Annotated in this window: 20 protein-coding genes; 7 read left to right on the top strand and 13 right to left on the bottom strand. The window is 59.2% G+C overall.

All coding sequences use genetic code 11. From position 1 onward, the window contains the following. Positions 1–6: 6 nt before the first annotated feature. The 3 genes from ACTRW9_RS11100 to ACTRW9_RS11090 form a co-directional block, all read right to left on the bottom strand. Positions 7–1,818, bottom strand: coding sequence for an efflux RND transporter periplasmic adaptor subunit (locus ACTRW9_RS11100; RefSeq protein WP_442429394.1), 1,812 nt, complete (start codon positions 1,816–1,818; stop codon positions 7–9). After that, positions 1,815–3,188 carry a TolC family protein gene (locus ACTRW9_RS11095; protein WP_442429393.1) on the bottom strand — a complete coding sequence of 458 codons (1,374 nt, stop codon included), beginning with the start codon at positions 3,186–3,188 and terminating at the stop codon, positions 1,815–1,817. The genes ACTRW9_RS11100 and ACTRW9_RS11095 overlap by 4 nt, the downstream gene beginning before the upstream one ends. Positions 3,189–3,318: 130 nt before the next feature. Beyond that, positions 3,319–3,789 carry a hypothetical protein gene (locus ACTRW9_RS11090; RefSeq protein WP_442429392.1) on the bottom strand — a complete coding sequence of 157 codons (471 nt, stop codon included), beginning with the start codon at positions 3,787–3,789 and terminating at the stop codon, positions 3,319–3,321. A gap of 142 nt (positions 3,790–3,931) precedes the next feature. On the opposite strand from ACTRW9_RS11090, the gene ACTRW9_RS11085 reads away from it, so the two are divergent. Together ACTRW9_RS11085 and ACTRW9_RS11080 are read left to right on the top strand one after the other, a co-directional pair. Then, a complete protein-coding gene (locus tag ACTRW9_RS11085) occupies positions 3,932–4,684 on the top strand; it encodes an ABC transporter ATP-binding protein (RefSeq protein ID WP_442429391.1) in 753 nt (250 codons plus the stop codon). Then, positions 4,674–5,447, top strand: a complete 774-nt coding sequence (locus tag ACTRW9_RS11080; protein ID WP_442429390.1) for an ABC transporter permease — start codon at positions 4,674–4,676, stop codon at positions 5,445–5,447. The genes ACTRW9_RS11085 and ACTRW9_RS11080 overlap by 11 nt, the downstream gene beginning before the upstream one ends. Positions 5,448–5,492: 45 nt before the next feature. Here the strand turns inward: ACTRW9_RS11080 and ACTRW9_RS11075 are convergent, their stop codons facing one another. The 3 genes from ACTRW9_RS11075 to ACTRW9_RS11065 all read right to left on the bottom strand — a co-directional run bounded on the left by ACTRW9_RS11075 (position 5,493) and on the right by ACTRW9_RS11065 (position 8,808). Further along, the gene (locus ACTRW9_RS11075) at positions 5,493–6,272 is read right to left on the bottom strand and encodes a hypothetical protein (RefSeq protein WP_442429389.1); all 780 of its coding nucleotides are present in this window, start codon (positions 6,270–6,272) and stop codon (positions 5,493–5,495) included. 57 nt (positions 6,273–6,329) lie between these two features. Then, entirely contained in the window at positions 6,330–7,718 is a 1,389-nt protein-coding gene (gene fumC, locus ACTRW9_RS11070; protein WP_442429388.1) for a class II fumarate hydratase, read from the bottom strand. 73 nt (positions 7,719–7,791) lie between these two features. After that, on the bottom strand, positions 7,792–8,808 hold the full coding sequence (locus tag ACTRW9_RS11065; RefSeq protein ID WP_442429387.1) for an RNA polymerase factor sigma-32: 1,017 nt from the start codon (positions 8,806–8,808) through the stop codon (positions 7,792–7,794). A 204-nt stretch (positions 8,809–9,012) separates the two neighbouring features. On the opposite strand from ACTRW9_RS11065, the gene ACTRW9_RS11060 reads away from it, so the two are divergent. Together ACTRW9_RS11060 and ACTRW9_RS11055 are read left to right on the top strand one after the other, a co-directional pair. Continuing rightward, entirely contained in the window at positions 9,013–9,258 is a 246-nt protein-coding gene (locus ACTRW9_RS11060) for a YHS domain-containing protein (RefSeq protein ID WP_442429386.1), read from the top strand. 171 nt (positions 9,259–9,429) lie between these two features. Beyond that, positions 9,430–9,978, top strand: a complete 549-nt coding sequence (locus tag ACTRW9_RS11055; RefSeq protein ID WP_442429385.1) for a hypothetical protein — start codon at positions 9,430–9,432, stop codon at positions 9,976–9,978. 199 nt (positions 9,979–10,177) lie between these two features. Here the strand turns inward: ACTRW9_RS11055 and ACTRW9_RS11050 are convergent, their stop codons facing one another. Continuing rightward, the gene (locus ACTRW9_RS11050; protein ID WP_442429384.1) at positions 10,178–10,615 is read right to left on the bottom strand and encodes a hypothetical protein; all 438 of its coding nucleotides are present in this window, start codon (positions 10,613–10,615) and stop codon (positions 10,178–10,180) included. Positions 10,616–10,780: 165 nt separating this feature from the next. Between ACTRW9_RS11050 and ACTRW9_RS11045 the strand changes: the two genes are divergently transcribed. From ACTRW9_RS11045 to ACTRW9_RS11035, 3 genes are all read left to right on the top strand, one after another. Then, a complete protein-coding gene (locus tag ACTRW9_RS11045) occupies positions 10,781–11,311 on the top strand; it encodes a hypothetical protein (RefSeq protein ID WP_442429383.1) in 531 nt (176 codons plus the stop codon). 29 nt (positions 11,312–11,340) lie between these two features. Then, a complete protein-coding gene (locus ACTRW9_RS11040; protein WP_442429382.1) occupies positions 11,341–12,582 on the top strand; it encodes a cation:proton antiporter in 1,242 nt (413 codons plus the stop codon). A gap of 128 nt (positions 12,583–12,710) precedes the next feature. After that, entirely contained in the window at positions 12,711–13,337 is a 627-nt protein-coding gene (locus ACTRW9_RS11035; protein WP_442426286.1) for a hypothetical protein, read from the top strand. Positions 13,338–13,358: 21 nt separating this feature from the next. Here ACTRW9_RS11035 and ACTRW9_RS11030 read toward each other — a convergent pair whose 3' ends face one another. From ACTRW9_RS11030 to ACTRW9_RS11005, 6 genes are all read right to left on the bottom strand, one after another. Next, positions 13,359–13,784, bottom strand: a complete 426-nt coding sequence (locus ACTRW9_RS11030; protein ID WP_442426285.1) for a DUF1566 domain-containing protein — start codon at positions 13,782–13,784, stop codon at positions 13,359–13,361. 89 nt (positions 13,785–13,873) lie between these two features. Next, entirely contained in the window at positions 13,874–14,680 is an 807-nt protein-coding gene (locus ACTRW9_RS11025; protein ID WP_442426284.1) for a nitrilase-related carbon-nitrogen hydrolase, read from the bottom strand. 62 nt (positions 14,681–14,742) lie between these two features. Continuing rightward, a complete protein-coding gene (gene aroC / locus ACTRW9_RS11020; protein WP_442429381.1) occupies positions 14,743–15,810 on the bottom strand; it encodes a chorismate synthase in 1,068 nt (355 codons plus the stop codon). Between the two features lie 168 nt (positions 15,811–15,978). Beyond that, entirely contained in the window at positions 15,979–16,293 is a 315-nt protein-coding gene (locus ACTRW9_RS11015) for an integration host factor subunit beta (RefSeq protein WP_442426282.1), read from the bottom strand. Positions 16,294–16,524: 231 nt separating this feature from the next. After that, positions 16,525–17,439, bottom strand: a complete 915-nt coding sequence (sppA, locus tag ACTRW9_RS11010; RefSeq protein WP_442429380.1) for a signal peptide peptidase SppA — start codon at positions 17,437–17,439, stop codon at positions 16,525–16,527. A 38-nt stretch (positions 17,440–17,477) separates the two neighbouring features. After that, positions 17,478–19,169 (bottom strand): 30S ribosomal protein S1, encoded by a 1,692-nt coding sequence (locus ACTRW9_RS11005; protein WP_442426280.1) that lies wholly within the window; start codon positions 19,167–19,169, stop codon positions 17,478–17,480. Positions 19,170–19,174 lie beyond the last annotated feature (5 nt).

Genomic DNA, 19,174 nt, shown 5'->3' with positions numbered 1-19,174 from the left:
TCCCGATCAATGCGAATGGGTGGCGGCGGACTTCTGCAGCTCCGCCTTGATAATGAAACTGTTTTCCCTGACGTAGGTGTCGCCGGGGCGCAGGCCGTCGACGATCTCCACCCATGTGCCGTCGGAGTGGCCCAGCGTCACCGGTCGCGGCTCGTACTGGTCGCCCACCTTGATGAACACCACCGTCCAGTCTCGGAACGTCTGCACGGCATGGCGCGGCACTGCAACCGGTACGGATTGGGTGTCGCGGATGAGGTCCACCTTCACGTACATGCCCGGCCGCCACTTGAGGTTCTTGTTTGAGATGACGATGCGGCCTGTCACCGTGCGTGTTTTTTCATCCAGTACCGCACCAAGGAAAAAAAGTTTCCCCATCGCCTTCATATTTGCGTTTTCAGCGCGGACCTGGATGTTCTGCCCGAGTTCAACGAGATCCATATCGCGCGAAGGGATGGCGATGTTGACCCAGACCTCGGAAAGGTCGGCGACAACGAACACGGAAAAATCCTTTTTGATGGCCTCCCCGACGGCGATGTGTTTTTCAATGACGCGGCCGTCGATCTCCGAACGCAACTGGTAATGCGTGAATGGCGGCGGGTTCTTCGACGTCAACTGCCGGATGTCCCGGTCGGTCATGCCAAGCGTCTTCAGTTTCTGCGCCTGGGTTTTGATGTTGAGTTCGGCCACCTCCAGTGCCTGCTTTTTCTCCAGCAGGGACAGCTTGCCCTGGTAATGGACTTTTTCGCGCAAGGCCTCGTACTGGGCCTTGGCCGACTGGAATTCCTCAAGCGCCAACAGGTACTCGGCGCGTGAGGAAATTTTCTTTTCGTACAAAGTTTTTTCCCGTTCGTACACCGCCTGCGTCCGCACCACCTTTGCGAAAGCAGGTACGATTTCAGCGCGGGAATTGCCGAGGAACAGGGTGTCGATTTTCCGGTACAGCTCGTCCAGGCTGATGTCCCGGGTGAGCAGGTCCAGCATGACCAGCGTGTTGTCGTAAATCTGTTTCTGTCGCTGGTGATCCAGCCGCACCGGTTCGGCGCGTTTGATCGCGGCCAGGTATTCGTTTTTCGCGTCAGCCAGCTCGCGGCTTTGCAGGACGGCCAGCAGGTCGCCCACTTTCACCTGGTCGCCCATGTCCTTGTGCACGGCGACCACCAGCGATTCCACCCGAGGCACAATGTGGGCCACGCGTTTTTCATCGAGCCCGATTTCTCCGTCGAGCGTCACCACGTCGCCGATGGCGCGCGGCCCGGCTGTGGCCGATTCGATGCCTGCATTTTCCGCCTGCGTTTTGGAGATGGTGGCGCGGAACTCGATCTGCTGGTGCGTCCACTGGAATTTGTTTTTCTTCCATTCGGCGCGGATGTTCATGACGAACGAATGCGGTTCCACCACTTCACGGTCACCGAGCAGATAATTTCCGGCGGGTTGGAATCGAACCCGGTCCACGCGTTCCATGCGCTCGAGGTCGATCTGCACGGTGATGTCCGAAAGCGGAATGGGGGTGCCGTCGGCTTTCATCGGATAAACCCGAAACTCCGGCGGCACGCCTTTCTCGTACAGCACCACTTCCAGTTGCAATTCGTCCTGCTCGAACAGCATGCCGTTGTGCGGGCCGCGCGGCATTTCGGGTCCATGATCGTCGTGCCTGCCGCCGTCATGGCTGTCATCGCCGTCGTGCGTGTGGGTGTCTTTGCCGTGTTCGTGCGGCGTGAGGTGCAGGAACGGTATCGATCCCGGTTTCATAATGGCCCATGCCAGAAGAGCGCCGACACAAAGTATGGTGACCACCGTTAAGAATTGTTTGCGCTTCATGGTTGCGTGTCCTCCGCAGTTGGCACGGCGCCGCCGAGTTTCTGGTTGAGGGGCGCTCCGATGAGCCGTTCCACATCCGCCACCGCCGAATGGTATTCGGCCAGCGCGTTCAGGTATTGCTTGCGCGCTTCAAACCAGGTTCGCTGGCTGTCGAGCACTTCCAAATAACCGAACTTGCCGAAGCGGTAGCCTTCCTGCACCGCGTCGAAGGCCATCCGCGCGCCGGGCAGGACCTGACTTTTGAGCGACGTCACCTGGGTGTGCGCATTCACCAGGCGCGCGTAGTGATTGGACAGTACGGTCTGCAGTCGAACCTCCACGGCGCGTTGTTGTGCTTCGGCCTTGGACTTGCGGTAGTGCGCTTCGGCAATGGCACCCTGGTTGCGGTCGAACAGCTGGATCGGAAGCTGGATCTGGAACATCACCGTGTTGTCCCGGTTCTCCTGCAACCAGCGTGCGCCGACACCCAGCTGCAGGTTGGGAACGGCGCGCGATTCCTCCAGGTCGATCACCGCATCGCGCTGGATCATCTCCGTGGCCCAGCGGGCGAGGTCCGGGTTCCGGTTCAGCCGCCCTGCCAGTTCATCGAGTTCGGGAAGGGACTGAATGCCGTACAGGTTGCCCTGAAGGTGATCGAAGGCGGCGAGGGGCCGACCCCACAGCGCGGCGAGGCGGCGCCGTGCGGCCTGGAGTTCGTTTTTCGCCTGCTGTCTCTGCATGCGCGTGGTGGACAGCGTGACCGCCGCCTTGACTTCATCGATGGGTGGCACCTTGCCCGCTTTCACGCGTTCGGCCACGGCGGTGTGCAGTCGTTCGGACAACGCTTCCAGTTCGCGCACCAGTTTCAGCGCTTCCTGACGGGCGAGCACGTCGGCGTAGGCCTTGGCCGTGTCGGTCAGCACGTTCATGCGCACGGTTTCGTAATCCCATTCCGCCAGTTCCGTGTTCAGGTTGGCGGCGGTTTCCCGTTTCATGCGTTTGCCGCCCAACTCGATCCATTGCAGGAACAAAACCTGGTTTTCAGAATCCGAGGCACCTGCAAACTGGCCGGATCCCAGGACGTCCTGCACCAGCGCCTGCACCTGTGGGTTGGGGATCAATCCTTCCTGGAGGGCGCGCGCTTCGCGGGCCCGGATTTCCAGCTGGAACGCCTGCAGGTCGGGATTGTGGAGCAGGATGTGCGCCGCCACCTGGTGGAGCGTGAGCACGCCGGTGAGATCGCGCGCATCGCGGGCGGCATCCTTTTTGAGCAGGAGGCGGCCCTCCCCGTTTCCAGGGGAATTGGGTTTTGTGGTCTGGGCGAATGCCGGAGGTGCGAACAGAATTCCAATCATCGCGCCCACGGTCACCTGCCAAAAAAAAGCGTTCATGGTTCCTTTCCCAATTGGATCCGGAACACTCTCCATGTCCAGAACCTGCAGGAACAGAAGAGCGTCCCCGTCACGCCGGTTTCATGAAGGCGAAACGGATGTGGTTTTTAACTACTAATGAAAAAAAGGATCAGGAAAGGAGGGCGGGCGGCGCGCGGCCGGAAAGCGCAATGGGCAGGTGCCGAACCTCGCTGAGGGGCACATCGTGCTGGACGGGTTGCCAGCTGATGCGATGGTCCTGCTGCGGCAGAACGAGAAGAACTGCCAAGGGCGCGACGACCTTCAGCTTGACGGGTACCAGGCTGTGCTTGTTGAGCTCGAGCTGAACGGTTTCGGAATCACTGCCCGGAGCGGACTCGGAATGGTGGTGCGATTCCTCAGCTTCATGGTGGTCCCATCCGGAATGAATGGCGGCGGCGAAGCCTTCCACTTCATGCGAATGAAAATGGCCGGTGTGGTCGTGCGGTTGAAGTTCGTCCGCATGGGCGTGTACATAATCCGGATGGTAATGGAAGGTGAACCCGACGCAGAAGTAGAACGTCCACAACAGGATGAGCATGTGGACCACAAGCGATCTGGGTTTCCGGTTACGCGTTGGCATGAAACGCCCCAAAATCGGTGTGACGGGTTGAAAAATCGGATACCATGATTATAGCCACAACGAACCGGGTTCTCCAAATTTTTTGTAATTTCACGCCTTTTCCCAAGTGTGTCGGAATAAGGGAAAAGCGTTTCGAGGTCTTATGTTGCAAGTGCGGGAATTGAGCGTGGCGCGCGGCAGGCCGATTTTGAACGGCGTGTCGTTCGACGTCGAAAAGGGCGAGATGCTGGTGGTGCTGGGTCCGTCCGGATCCGGCAAATCCATGCTGCTGCGTTGCCTCAACCGCCTCGAACCGTTCGACTCGGGCACCGTGCGCCTGAACGGGGAAGAAACCGCCAGGATGAACGTGCTGGATTTGCGGCGGCGCATGGGCATGGTGTTCCAGGCGCCGGGACTGTTGCCGTTTCGCGTGCGCGACAACATCGCGCTCGGACCCGGCCTGCGCGGCGAGGTGATGGAAGACGCGCAGTGCGAGCACCTGCTCAACCAGGTGGGGTTGTCGAAGTCTTATCTCACGCGGCAGGCGGAAACGTTGTCCGGCGGCGAACAGCAACGTGTGGCTCTGGCGCAGATGCTGGCCAACGGACCGGAACTCCTGCTGATGGACGAACCGACCTCGGCGCTCGATCCCACGGCGGCGCTCACCATCGAAAACCTGATCAAGCACATCAACCGGGACCTGGGTATCGCGGCCGTGTGGGTGACGCACGACGTGCCGCAGGCGCTGCGCTTCGACGCGATGACGATGGTGCTGATCGAGGGTCGTATAATTGCCCACGGCAACATCCAGGAACTGATGAACGACAGGAAGGACGAACGCCTGCGGCAATTTTTTGAAGGACGTCTGCACTCCAAAGAAGACGGCAGGCAGGAAGGAGGCGCCCATGCAGGTTGAGGCTCTGTTGCTGTGTTACGGCCTGGTCATCGTGTCGCTTCTGGTTTCGTATTACAACCGGCTGGGCCTGGAAAAGGACGTGTTCTACGCGTCGGCCCGGGCGACGGTGCAGCTGGTCATCATGGGGTTTCTGCTGGAGGCGATCTTCACCCTCGACCAAATCTGGGCGTTGCTGTTGATTCTTCTTTTCATGTGCGGCGTGGCGGCGTCGATTTCCGGCAAACGCGGGCAGAGTGTTCCTCATTCCTACCTGCTGGCGTTCGCCGGCATCGTCACCGGCTCCGGCGTGACCTTCGGCATCCTCACCTTCGCGGGAGTGATCGAGCATGAAGCGAAATACATCATCCCGCTGGGCGGCATGATCATCGGCAATTCCATGAACACCGCGTCCCTGGCGCTGAACCGGTTGACCGCGGAACTGGGCCACCAGAGACGACGCATCGAGACCCTGCTCGCCCTCGGCGCGAACGGGTCGCAGGCGGCGCGCTGGGCGGTGCGCGATACCCTGCGCGCGGCAATGATCCCCACCCTCGACTCGATGAAGGTGATCGGCCTGGTTCATCTGCCGGGCATCATGACGGGATTCATCATCGCCGGCGGTTCGCCCCTGGAAGCGGTGAAGTACCAGCTGGCCATCGTGTTCATGATCGCGGGCACCTCGAGTTTGACCGGCATGCTGGTCACCCTGCTCGCGGTGCGGCATTGTTTTTCCAGGGACGTGCGACTGCTCGACCGTTTCCGCCCGCAGGCGGAGATGGGGTGAGGGACGGGAAAGGTTCCCTGCTTCCGGGTTGTTTGAAGAAAAAAATTATTTCCGGAACGGTTTGGGCAGGGTTTTGGTTTTGGGGACCGCCGAGGTTTTTTCGATTTTTTTGGGTTCCTGGCCGTTTTCCTTTTCCCCTTCTTTCTCCGGTCCGGCTTCTTCCTGCAGGGGAATCACCTCGCTTTGCTCCGTGGTGCGGAAGGGAAACAGCTTGATCTCCAGGAACCCGTCACAACTGCCCACCATGTAGATGAGGCAGATGTGGTCCTTGATCCAGGCGAAGGTGGACTGGCACATCGGTTCGCCGCAGGCGTCGTCGGTCGGCGCGTAGCTGTCGCCGCATCCTCCCAGCCGTCCTGAAAAATCTTTCAACTCCGTGATCTTGGCGATGTCCACCTTGTCGAACTTGAGGAACTTCGGTTCCGACATGTGGACGATGGGTTTTCCCGCGAGGCCTTTCATCAATTCCAGCAGGATGAGGTACACGTTGTCCACCGAGGCCAGCGTGAGCATGGGTTTGGGGCGCTGGTTGTAAAGGCAGAAATAGGCGTGGTGGAGCAGGTCGTCCAGGGTGTCCGGCGGCTGGTAACTCCACAGGTCTTCGGAGAAGCCGTCGCTGTAAACGAAGCAGTAGTCGTTGTCCTCGAGGTCCATCTCCGAGTGGGTGAAGTAGTCTTCCTCACCCAGGCGGAGGACCTTGTCGTTGATCAGTTTCAGGAACGCTTCGGTCTTGAGGTGCACGATGCGCCCGGTGCCGGTTTCCTTTTCCAGGAATTCCTTGAAGCCCTGCTTCAGGGCCTGGTTGACGAGAGTCTGTGCTTTCACGGATGCCTCATAGGAGTTCGCATTGAACAGAGTCCCCAGTTTTTATTATATCACCGATCATTTCGGGCCGATCATGTTCCCCGGCTGAACCTTCTCGTCAAACTCCTCGGCGGTGAGCAGGTTCAGCGCCACGGCGGCCTCCTTTAAAGAGGTGTTTTCCTCGTACGCTTTTTTCGCCACTTTGGCTGCGTTGTCGTAGCCGATGTGCGGGTTGAGCGCCGTGACCAGCATCAGCGAATCGTTGAGGAAGTGCTGGATGCGGTCGCGGTTCGGCCGGATGCCGACCACGCAGTGCTCGGTGAACGAGCGGCACGAGTCGGCGATCAGCCGGATCGACTGCAGCAGGTTGTAGATCATCATCGGCTTGAACACGTTCAGTTCGAAATGCCCGCTGGCGCCGCCGACGTTCACCGCTGTGTCGTTGCCGATCACCTGCGCCGCCACCATGGTCATCGCCTCCGACTGCGTCGGGTTCACCTTGCCCGGCATGATGGACGAGCCCGGCTCGTTGGCCGGCAGGATGAGCTCGCCCAGCCCGCAACGGGGCCCGGAGCCCAGCAGGCGGATGTCGTTGGCGATCTTCATCAAAGAGCAGGCGATGGTTTTCATCACGCCGCTGGCCTCGACCACCGCGTCGTGCGCCGCCAGCGACTCGAACTTGTTCGGCGCGGTGACGAACGGCAGGCCGGTGATGTCCGCAATGGCCTTCGCTACCTTAACGGGAAAATCCTTGTGAGTGTTTAGCCCCGTTCCCACCGCCGTGCCGCCGAGGGCGATTTCGTACAGCCGGGGCAGGCAGCCTTCGATGCGTTTGACGGCGTTGTCCATCTGCTGGACGTAGCCCGAAAACTCCTGCCCGAGGGTCAGCGGCGTGGCGTCCATCAGGTGCGTGCGGCCGATTTTGATGATGTCGTGAAACTCGTCCCCCTTGGCCCTGAGCGCGTCGCGCAGACCCTTGACCGCGGGGAGAAGGCGTTCGTGAATCTGTTCGACCGCCGCGATGTGCATGGCGGTGGGGAAGGTGTCGTTGGAGGACTGGCCCTTGTTGACGTCGTCGTTGGGGTGCACCGGGTCCTTGCTTCCCAGCGTGCCGCCCGCCATCTCGATGGCGCGGTTGGCGATGACTTCGTTCGAGTTCATATTCGACTGCGTGCCGCTGCCCGTCTGCCACACGCGCAGGGGAAAATGGTCGTCCAGCTTGCCCTCGATCACCTCGTCCGCCGCCTTCACGATGAGGTCGCGCTTGTCCGCCGCAAGAACCCCGACGTCCGCATTCACCTGCGCCGCGGCTTTTTTGAGGATGCCCATGCCACGGATGATCTCGCGCGGCATGGTTTCCCAGCCGATGTCGAAGTGGATGAGCGACCGCGCCGTCTGTGCGCCGTAGTAGCGGTCCGCCGGCACGTCGATCGCGCCCATGCTGTCGGTTTCTTTGCGGATTTCCATTGTGGTGACCTCCCCTGCGGTGATGATGGAATGTTTGAGTGATGGGATTAATTAACGTATTTTGGCGGACCGGTCAATTGTTGAAATAATTCTCGACTTCGGGGAGTTGCTCGGCGAGGTACAACTTGAGCTTTTTCAACAGGCGCTGTTCCGCCTGGCGCACGGCCTCGCGGGTGATGCCGTAGTTCTCTCCGATTTCCTTCAGCGATACCGGATCCTCCGACAGGATGCGCGTGGCGATCAGTTCGCGCTCGATGGGTTTGAGCTCGTCGAACATCTGTTCGATCTTTTCCCGCACCAGGCGGTGAAACTGCTCGACCTCCAGTTCCTCGTCAGGGGTCTTGCCGTCGGTGAGGGTTTTCATCGGCGTCATGGTGCTGTCCGGTTGCGACGGCGTTTCCATGGACACATCCGCCGCACCCAGGCTGGCCTCGACGTCGATCACATCCTGTTCGTCCACGCCGAAATGCTCGGCCAGCAGTTTGGGCGAGGGGTCGACGCCTTCGGCGATCAGCTTTTCCTTGGTCTTTCTGAGGTTGTACAGCAGTTTCCGCCTCGCGTTGGTGGTGCCCACTTTCACCAGCCGCCAGTTGTCGAGGATGAACTTCAGGATGTAGGCCTTGATCCACCAGCTGGCGTAGGCGGGCAGGCGCACGCCGCGGAAGGGATCGAAATTCTGCACCGCTTTCATGAGGCCGACGTTGCCCTCCTGCACGAGGTCCATGGTGTGCTGCCATTCGCGGCGGAAGGTGAGGGCGATCTTCACCACCAGCATCAGGTTGTGTGTGATCAGCTTGTATGCCGCTTTCACGTCGCCCGTTTCCTGATACTTGAGGGCGAGCTCGTGTTCCTCTTCCGGGCTGAGTTCGCCGTACTGGCGGATTTCCTGAATGTAGGCGGCCAGGGGATCGAGCGGCGCGAGCGCACTGGTGCCGCCCACCATCGGCAGATGGCGTTCCTCCTCGTCCTCTGCCTGCCCGGCGTCCTCGTCTTCGGCGCCGAGCACGTCCGGTTCCAGCGGCATCGAATCGGAATCGTCCAATGCCTCGTCGGGCTCGCTGTCGTCTTCGTGTTTCCAGTCGTCGTTCATGATGTATCCATTTTGTGCCCGGAAACGTGCAGTCCCCGCGCAGGGCATTGCCCGTTTGCCGTGGACCTTGTCCACCGGCCTGCTTTCACACCGACCCCCGTTTCGGCCACGGGGTGAATCACCACAACCCGCTCAGCCTGCCTGCGTTGACTTCAGGCTGTGCCTGGCGTTGAATGGACGGGGGATTCCACGTACAATGCAGTCATGGCACGATTTGCGCTGATTGCGCTGGGCATCCTTATTTTGTATTTCCTGTTCCGCTGGGCGTTCGCTTCGCCTTCCAGGAAGGCGGAAAACCCGGACGCGACGGATATGGTGAAAGACCCCAACTGCCGCATGTATGTCCCCAAACCGGAAGCCATCCGCAAAACCATCCAGGGCAACGAACTTTTCTTTTGCAGTGAGAAGTGCGCCGAGGAATACCGGAACAAACAGGCATCGGCCCGGTGAGGTGCCCGTTTTCAGGGCTTCCCGCCGTGAGGTCCTCAACGGGGCCCGGACGCCTTGTTAAGTAATTGATTTCAAAGGTGACCCAAGTTTAGCGTGTTTTCATTGTATCATACCCGCATCGGGTAAAAGAAAACCCCCTTGCGGGGAAAACGTTTTTTGAAAGGAATCGATGTGTTGGATTTAAGGAAGTGGATCGGCCTTGCCGCCCTGTTGCTCACGTGGCTGGTTTCGCCGGCAGGAGCGGAGGAAGAAGGCAGGCCCTGCGAGCCGGTGGAAACGAAAAAAATCAAGGTGGAAGGGTACATCAACCGTGAACACACGCGGGAGAAGCGGCAGATCGTCAAGGAGTTTGTGGAGATCGGCCATACGCAGTCGCGCATCCGTCCATTTCCTATGGGCAAGACCTCCAAGGTGGTGGCGGTGGGACGCTGCGTGCCCGCCTATATCGCGCGCCATGTGCTGAACACCAGTTTCAAATACACGGAAGGCATCGAGAGCCTCGTCAACCAGGCGTTTCTGCATTCGCACTGGATCGGCATCGGCGTCACCATTTTCGATGAGCCGTCGCAACAGACGGTGACGAAAGAACAGGTGGAACAACTGCTCGATCCAAAGTTGAGCGATGAAGAGTTCCACGCCCTGTACCGCAAGTTTTCCATCCAGGACGACACAGTCACCTTCATGGGTCTTGAAAAACCCAACGTCAAAAAAGTCGACTAGGGGGCAAGGCCCCCGGCCAATGGAGGCAAATGAGCGGGGTGTGGTGATTCACCCCGTGGGCGAAACGAGGGCCCGCTGGAAAACAGACCCGTTCCCCCTTGAATGCGGGAAAAAGAAGGACCCTCGGTGACCTCCCATGTAACCCCTCCTTGAAAAGGAGGGGAAGGAAGAAGGCGGTTTTTGGGGAAGCCGCATCAACTTAGCCCGCGCAGGCTGCGGCGACACCGGGCACCGGAACATCCGGGTTCATGGCGGAAGTGATTTCCCCGTGGATCAGATAACGCACCAGCCCGATGGCCGACTCCTCCCGCACCAGCAGGCGTTTCATCTCCTCCCAGCCGCACTGGTTGCCTTTCTTGAAGGCGTCATTCCAATTCAGGTGCAGTGACTGGTTCAGGTAGTCCGCCCCTTCCATTTCGAACACGTGTTCGTACACATCGATCAGCACCTGGAACCGGTCCGACTGGTTGTGAACCTGGAAGGCGTCGAATCCGCCGCTGGTGAAACCGAAGATGTAGCCCAGCGCGTAGGGCGAGTGTGACCGCGTGGTCTGTTCCTGGCTTTGCGATAAAGCGATCAGAAATTGCATGTTCAGGTTGCGGGTCACGAACTGGCTCAATCCATTCATCGTTTTCATTTTTTTCTCCTTTTTTAGTCAGCGCCAGACTACTCATAGCCTGTTGGGATTCCGTTTGGTGGTTATGAGAAGTGCGCTTGGTTTTGCCTGCGGAATGGAGGAGAATGATCAAATAAGGATGTGCGCAGGAGGTGCAGGTTGAAACGGTTGGGACTATTCAGGTGGATGGTGGTTGGGCTTGTGTTGCTGCCCGGGTGGACCGCCTTCCCCGCAATGGCGGCGGAAGAAGCCCCGTGTCCGTCCATCGAGGAGCGACCGGTGAAGATCGAGGCCTGGCTGGCGAAACGTCTGGAACCGCAGTTTCCCGCCATCCGCAAGGAAATGGCGCTGATGGGGTTTACCCGTGTGGCATTGTGGCCCTACCCGGCGGCGGAGAACCCGTCGAAAGTCGTTGCCATCGGTCGCTGTGTTCCGGCCTACATCGCCCGTCATGCCCTGCAGCAGGCCCTGTACCATTTCGGCGGCGTGCAGGCCCTGGTGCACCAGAAATTCGTTCACGACCACTGGATCGGGCTCGGGACTTCATTATTCGCGGAAAGCTCGTTTCAGCCCATCACGCTCAAACAACTGCAACGCCTGCTCGATCCGGGCCTGGGCACCGACGAATTCCAAAGTTTGTATCGTCAATACACCGTGCAGGATGTTAAAGTACCGGCTTTTGGACTGGACCTGCCCAACCCGAAGCTGATGAAGTGATTCCGCTTCAAACCTTCCCAAGATAACCTGTGCCCACTTTCGACCTCATCGCCATCCTGCTGTTCCTGACCGCGACGTTCGCGTACCTGAACCACCGGTTTTTGAAGATGCCGGCGAGCATCGGCCTCATGGCCATCGCCCTGATGTTTTCGCTGTTGCTGGTTGCGGTGGGCGAGCTGGCGCACATCCCGGCGCTGGAAGAAACCGCGCGGGTCATTCTGGAAGGGGTCGATTTCGAACGCCTCCTTTTGCACGGCATGCTGGGGGCACTGCTGTTCGCCGGGGCGTTGCACATCGACCTCGGCGACCTGGCCAAACAGAAATGGATCATCACCCTGCTCGCCACGGTCGGTGTGGTGCTGTCGACCTTCCTCGTGGGTGGATTCACTTATGGTGTGGGGCAGGTGCTGGGACTCGACCTGCCGTTCATATACTGTCTCGTTTTTGGTGCGTTGATTTCGCCGACCGATCCCATCGCCGTGCTCGCGATTCTGAAATCCGCCAACGCGCCGAAAGAACTGGAGACGAAGATTGCCGGGGAATCCCTGTTCAACGACGGCGTCGCCGTGGTGGTGTTCCTGGTGATCGCGGGCATCGCCACCGGAGCCAATGAGCCAACGTTTGGATCGATCGCCCTGCTGTTTGTGGAAGAGGCGGTGGGGGGCGCGCTGTTCGGTCTGGCCACAGGTTATATCGCCTACCGGCTGATCCGCACCGTCGACAATTACCAGGTGGAAGTGCTGATCACCGTCGCGCTGGTCATCGCAGGCTATGCCGCGGCGGAGGCCATCCACGTGTCGGCGCCCATTGCGGCGGTGGCGTCGGGCCTCCTCATCGGCAACCACGGCCGCACGTTTGGCATGTCCGAGACCACCATCGTCCACGTGGACACGTTCTGGGAGTTGATCGATGAAATCCTGAATGCCGTGCTGTTCGTCCTGCTGGGCCTGGAGGTCCTGATCCTGGTGTTCGACGGCTCCAGCCTGCTGGCGGGCCTGCTGGCCATTCCGCTGGTTCTGCTGGCGCGGATCACCGGCGTGTCCATCCCGGTTTACATGCTCAAATTCCGCCGCGAGTTCCCGCCGAAGACCATCCGCATCCTCACCTGGGGTGGATTGCGCGGCGGCATCTCCATCGCCCTGGCCCTGTCCTTACCGCCCTCGCCGCAACGCGACACCATCCTCATGATGACCTACGTGGTCGTCGTGTTCTCGGTGCTGGTGCAGGGACTGACCATCGGCAAACTGGTGCGTTCCAGCCTGAAACCGTAACTCATTTAAAATCAAATAGAGAAAAAATTATTTCCAAACGCGATTCAAATTCAAGTTTACCGGTCCGGGTTTGGTCGTTACCATGAATATAGCAGTGAGTTTTTCCACGCTCTACCCCGCAAGGAACCATGGATTACGATACCGTCATGGCATACAGTGCACGCCTGTTTCACCAGTATGCCAGCAGCAGGGCTTTAACCCACCAGCATGCCTTTGCCCGGGCTCTGCAGGAGAATTCCGAGTTCTATGACGACGTGCGCCGGGAATTTCTGGACACGTTGGGACGCATCTGCGCCGGCAAGGATCATTACGCACAGAAGTGTGCGTTGAGGGAGGTGCTGATGGGGCATGCCCGCAACCGGGTGATGTGGGAGGAGTTCTTCCAGAAACGGTGGCTGGACACCGAGAGGCAGTTGATTTACGTGTATTTCAAGGACGCGTGGGGCAATGTGCCGTTTGGCGAGTTTAAGCAGAAAACCGCGTATTTCCAACTGTATTCCGCGGCCCTGCAAACCCTGTTTCAGGCCGTCCTCGACCGCTATTATGACCAGGTCATCAAGAACAGTTACGCACCGCTTCTATTGAAAAGTTACCGGTCCTACTACCGCAAGCTGTTCGAGTCCATCCTCTGCCACAGCCGCGGCGAACCCTATCCGAACATGGACGACGTCCACCGGCTGAAAAATTTCATTTCCGGCATCGAAAAACCCGCCCTTTCCGGCGACGAACGCGCCTACGACCTGACCGAAAAGTAAATCCGGTTTCTAAACGGTCTCTTACCCGCGACGGACCAGGCGGACGGCGTGGGAGATGGTCTTGTCGTTCTTCTCGTACCAGTAGGGACAGCCGTTGATGTAGAACAGGATCTGCGCTTCCTTGCCGCGCTCCTCCGTCGTCCAGGTGGTGTTGCCCGCACCCGGCGGGAAGATGGAGTCCATGCGGATGTCCCCGCCCTTGAAGTCCTTGTTCAGCTTTTCCTCGTCATACAACGACGCCGCTTCCTGAAAGCTGGGCAGGCGCCAGTCGTTGTGCCCGCCAAAGTTATCCGCGTTGACCTGTTTGGCGTATTCCTGCGCTTCGTCCCACGTCACTTCTTTTTCCAGATCGAGGTAGGAATCGGTGGCCTTCCAGGTGAGGCTGGTCTGCGAGTCGTAGATGGTGCCGTTGTCGCTTTTGATGAAACGGGATTTGGGCTTGTCCATGGGTCTCCCTGTGCAAATGAAAAACCGGGCCGTTCAGAGGTCCGGAGTCAGTTCGGTGATTGTCGGAATTCCACTCTATATAGCAGAATTCACGGGATTCTGTAAAGGTCCTCGCGGCGGTCGGCGATCAGGTCGTTGTGCGGGTTGATGCTTTTGTTGCGCGCGTTGGCGAGGTCGATTTCCACCACGTGGTCCTCTTCATTTTCTTCGGAGGCGCGCACGAGGACCTCGCCGTCCGGGTCCACCACCTGGCTCTGCCCGATGAACCGAAGGGTTTCGCCCTCGATGCGGGATTCGGAACCGACGCGGTCGGCGGTGACGGCGAACACGCGGTTTTCCAGGCAGCGCGTGATCATCGACTGCGGGCAGGTCAGCAGTACCAGGTTGGAAGGGTGGGCGATGACGTCCGCGCCCTTGAGCGCCAGCGTCCGCGCCGTTTCCGGAAACCGCCAGTCGAAACAGATCATGATGCCGACGCGCGCCTTGCCGATGTCGAACACCGGCAGGGGCAGGTTGCCCGCGGCAAAGATGTTTTTTTCCGTGTCGAAAATATGTGCCTTGCGGTATTTGCCGACGTAGCCTTCCGGACCCGTCAGCACGGCGGAGTTGTACACCGTGTCTCCTTCCACTTCCGCCAGCCCGGCCACGATGTGCATGCCCAGGTCGTGGGAGAGCTTCATCAGTGCCCGGGTGGTGGGTCCGTCGGGGACCGGCTCCGCGAGGTCGCGCGCTTCTTTCTGGTTGCGGAACTGGTAGCCGGTGGTGAACAGTTCCGGCAGGACGACGAGGTCGGCATCCATGCCGCTCAGGCGCTGCTCCACCTGTTTGAGATTGGTTGCGATGTCGCCGAACACCGGCAGGGTTTGCAGGAACCCGACTTTCAGGGGTTGTTTCATGATTTCAGTGTATCAGATGCCAGGACGCGGGCAAGGGGTCCGTGCGGGTGAATGGATCGGCTTTATAACTGGGCCTGTTTCTGCCGCAGGAGGTGGTCGATGAGCACCAGAGCGACCATCGCCTCGGCCATCGGAACGGCACGTGGCGCGACGCAGGGGTCGTGCCGGCCTTCCACGCGGATCTTGGCTTTCCTGCCTTTCTGCGTCACCGTGTCCTGCTCGCGGTTGATGGACGACGTCGGCTTGACCACCATGCGCAGAACGATGTCGTGGCCGTTGGAGATGCCGCCCAGCACGCCGCCGGCGTTGTTGGTCTTCGTCGTGATTTTGCCATTTTTGGCGATGAACACGTCGTTGGCTTCGGATCCGCGCAGGCGGGCCGCTTCGAAGCCGATGCCCACCTCGACGCCCTTGACGGCGGGGAGGGACATGAGACCCTTGGCCAGGTCCGCATCCAGCCGGTCGAACACCGGCTCGCCCAGTCCCGCCGGGACGCCTTTGGCAACGACCTCGATGACGCCGCCCAGCGAGTCGCCGTCCTTGCGCGCCTGCAGGATGGCCTCGACCATCCGCTCGGCCATCTTTTTGTCGGGACAGCGCACGATGTTGTTCTCGATTTCCCTCTGGCTGAAGGACTGCATGACCAGGTCCCCGATCTGGCGGGTGTAGGCGAACACTTTGATTTTGTGGCGGGCCAGCAGTTTTTTGGCGATGGCCCCGGCGGCGACGCGGCCTACCGTCTCACGGGCGCTGGAACGGCCGCCGCCCCGGTAGTCGCGGAAACCGTATTTTTTATCGTAAGTGAAATCCGCATGGCCGGGCCGGTACAGGTGCTTGATGAGTTCGTATTTGGAGGAGTCGGCGTCGGCGTTTTCCACCATCATGGCGAGCGGGGTGCCGGTGGTCTTGCCCTGGAACACGCCGGAGAGGATGCGGATCTGGTCCGGTTCCTTGCGCGTGGTGGTGACTTTGCTCTGCCCGGTGCGGCGTCGGTCGAGCTCTTTTTGAATCTCTTCGGCGGTGATGGGCAGTCCGGCCGGACAGCCGTCAATGACGACACCGATGGACTCGCCGTGAGACTCGCCCCACGTCGAAATACGAAACAGTTGTCCAAAGGTATTGCCGGGCATGGGGCGTGCGTTTCCGTTTCAATGCAAGTGAGTACAGGCGGGCTGGCGCAGGGATGCGAACGGCCCGGGGAAAACCTGGGTCCAAAACACAAAAAGCAGGGCAAACCCTGCTTGCTCCATCTGCCAAATACTTGAGGTCGGGGGAGAGAGAACTGTTAAATCAAGGGTTTAGGTGTCGTGGCCCGAAGAGTTGTCGTCGCCCAGGGCCTGGTCGTCCACCAGTTCCCGCAACTCCTTGCCTGCCTTGAAAAAAGGAACCCTTTTGGCCGGGACATCCACCCGGTCTCCGGATTTCGGATTTCTGCCAATGCGGGCATTGCGGCTTCTTACACGAAAACTGCCGAAGCCTCTCAGTTCCACTTTTTTACCTTCCGCCAAAGATTCGGTGATGCTTTGAAAAACCGTGTTTACGACAACCTCAGTTTGCTTTTTGGTCAAATTGATTTGTGCCGAAACTTTTTCAACCAACTCCGCCTTGGTCATTCAAATCTCCCCATCAAAGATTGATTTTTGCCGAAAGTATATCACTAAGGTCAACGAAGTCAAGAGTTTTGCAGGCTTTACGGGATTTGATTCGAAAAAACGAAACTCCCCCGAATGGAGTGAAACGGGTGGAATTAAAAAGAAAAATATCGGATATACTAAATAGATGGGGGGAGGGATGACTGCGTCCGGGGAAGCGGTGCTATTGGTTTAACTTATTGATTAATAAGGTTAGGGAAGCCACAGATAGAGCAGGCGGGGCAGTTGCGTGGGCCACAGGGAGGTTTCAAGGCTTTCGCTTACGTTGGCTCCCAGCAGTAGCTCCAGAAGGCTTTTTTCCGGCCGTTCCACCACAATTCGGGGGCGCCCTTCGATGCCGACCGCCTTTGCCAGCTGCTGGATGGTTTCTTCCAGCCCACCCATTTCGTCTACCAGTTTGTAGTCCTGGGCCTGCCTGCCGGTGAAGACGCGTCCGTCCGCAAATTTGCGGGCGGTTTTTTTATCGAGTCCGCGGCCCTCCGCCACGGCGGTGATGAACTGGTCGTGCACGTCGTCGGAAACCTTTTGCATGTAGCGCCGTTCGGACTTGGTCATGGGGCGCGTGGGCGACCCGATGTCCTTGTACTTGCCGCTTTTGATGACTTCCGGCTTGATGCCGATCTTGCCGATCAGTTCGGTGGCGTTGGTGAAGGCCATGATGACGCCGATGCTTCCCGTCAGGGTGCCGGGGTTGGCGTATATGCGGTCGGTGGCGCAGGCGATGTAGTAGCCGCCGGACGCCGCCATGGAGCCCATGGAGGTGTAGATGGGTTTCTTGTCGGCGCGGATGCGCAGGACTTCTTCATAGATTTCCTGCGACGGCGCCACGCCGCCGCCGGGAGAATCCACACGCAGGACGATGGCCTTGATCTCGTTGTCGCGCCGGTAATTGGACAACTGCCGGACGATGTCGCCGGAGTCCATGATGACGCCGGTGACCTCGACCAGCGCGATCTGCTCGCGCCCGTTGAATTCGCCGCCGCCCAGGAAACGGCCCAGCACGGACGACCCGGCGAACAACGCCAGCAGGATGAACAGGAACCACCAGAATCCCTTGCTGAAACTCCTGCGTTCCTTCTTGCCGGATTCTTTCGCCGGATTGTCCATGTTTCGTTTCCTCTGTGAGCGAAAAAGGAACCCTCCGGTCAGGAGGATTCCCCTTCTTCTTTCGCCTCGTCATCGAGTTGCACGTCCTCGATCTCCGAAGGATCGAGGTTTTCCTCGTACGCCTTGATGCTGAGGCCGATCTTCTTGTTGGCCGTGTCCACCTTGATGACTTTGGCCTTGATCTCGTCACCCACCTTCACCACCTTTTCCGGGTGCGTGACTTTTTTCGAACTCAACTGCGACACGTGGATCAGGCCTTCCAGCCCGTCGTCGAACTCGGCGAACGCGCCGAAGCCCGTGACCTTCACGATGGTCCCCGCGACCTCCTTGCCCAGCGGGTACTGGCCGGGGATGTCGTCCCACGGGTCGGCTTCCAGCTGTTTCATGCCGAGGGAGATGCGGCAGTTGTCCTTGTCGATGTTCAGCACCACCGCCTGCACCTTGTCTTTTTTCTTGAGCAGTTCGGAAGGATGCTTGATCTTCTTGTTCCACGACATGTCGGAGATGTGGATCAACCCGTCGACGCCGTCCTCGAGTTCCACGAACGCGCCGAACTCGGTGAGGTTACGCACGATGCCCTCGGCGGTGGAGCCGATCGGGTACTTCTCTTCGATGTTCTCCCAGGGGTTGGGCTCGGTCTGCTTCATGCCGAGAGAGATGCGTTTCTTTTCCTTGTCGAGCGTCAGCACCACCGCTTCCACGCCGTCGCCGATGCTCACCATCTTGCTCGGGTGTTTGACGTGACGGCTCCACGACATCTCGGAGACGTGCACCAGGCCCTCGATGCCTTTCTCCAGCTCGACGAACGCGCCGTAGTCGGTGATGGAAACCACCTTGCCGTTGATGCGGGTGTTGACAGGGTACTTCTGGTCCACGTCCACCCACGGGTCCGGGGTGATCTGCTTGAGGCCCAGCGACACGCGTTCTTTTTCTTTATCGTACTTGAGCACCATGACGGTGACCTTGTCGCCGATGGAGAACATTTCCGAAGGATGGTTGACGCGGCCCCAGGACATGTCAGTGATGTGCAGCAGGCCGTCGATGCCGCCCAGGTCGATGAACACACCGTAGTCGGTGATGTTCTTGACGATGCCGTCCACCTGGTTGCCTTCCTCCATTTTCTGGAGGGTGTCGGCGCGCGCGTGCTTGCGTTCCTCTTCGAGCAGGACGCGGCGGGAGAGCACGATGTTGCCGCGCTTCTTGTTCATCTTGATGATCTTCATCTTGAACTTTTCGCCGATCAGCTTTTCCAGGTTGCGCACCGGCCGCAGGTCGATCTGCGAGCCCGGCAGGAAGGCTTTCAGGCCGATGTCCACGGTCAGGCCGCCCTTCGCCTTGGCGACCACGGTACCCTCGATGATCTCTTCCGCTTCGAAGGCCTTGACGAGCTTCTCCCAGATTTTGATCTTGTTCGCCTTTTCCTTGGACAGGACGACGATGCCGTCCTGGTCCTCCACCCGCTCGAGGTACACCTCGACTTCGTCGCCGACGTTGAGCGGTTTCTCGCTTTCCGGGAATTCGTTGAGGTTGATGACGCCTTCGGATTTGAAGCCCACATCGACGGTCACCATGCCGTTGCCCACGTTGAGCACGCGGCCGTTGATGATTTCGCCTTCGCGGAATCCGGTCATGCTTTTTTCCAGGTAGGCTTCCATCTCCGCCCGGATCTGCTTGTCTTCTTCGGTCATTTCTTCGACGGTTTCGTCGAGATCAAAATCTGTGTTACTCACAATGT

This window comes from Nitrospina sp. 32_T5, assembly GCF_052156635.1.
GTDB lineage: Bacteria > Nitrospinota > Nitrospinia > Nitrospinales > Nitrospinaceae > Nitrospina.
Note: the sequence above shows the minus strand (reverse complement) of the source record. Positions and strands in the feature narration are given on the sequence as shown.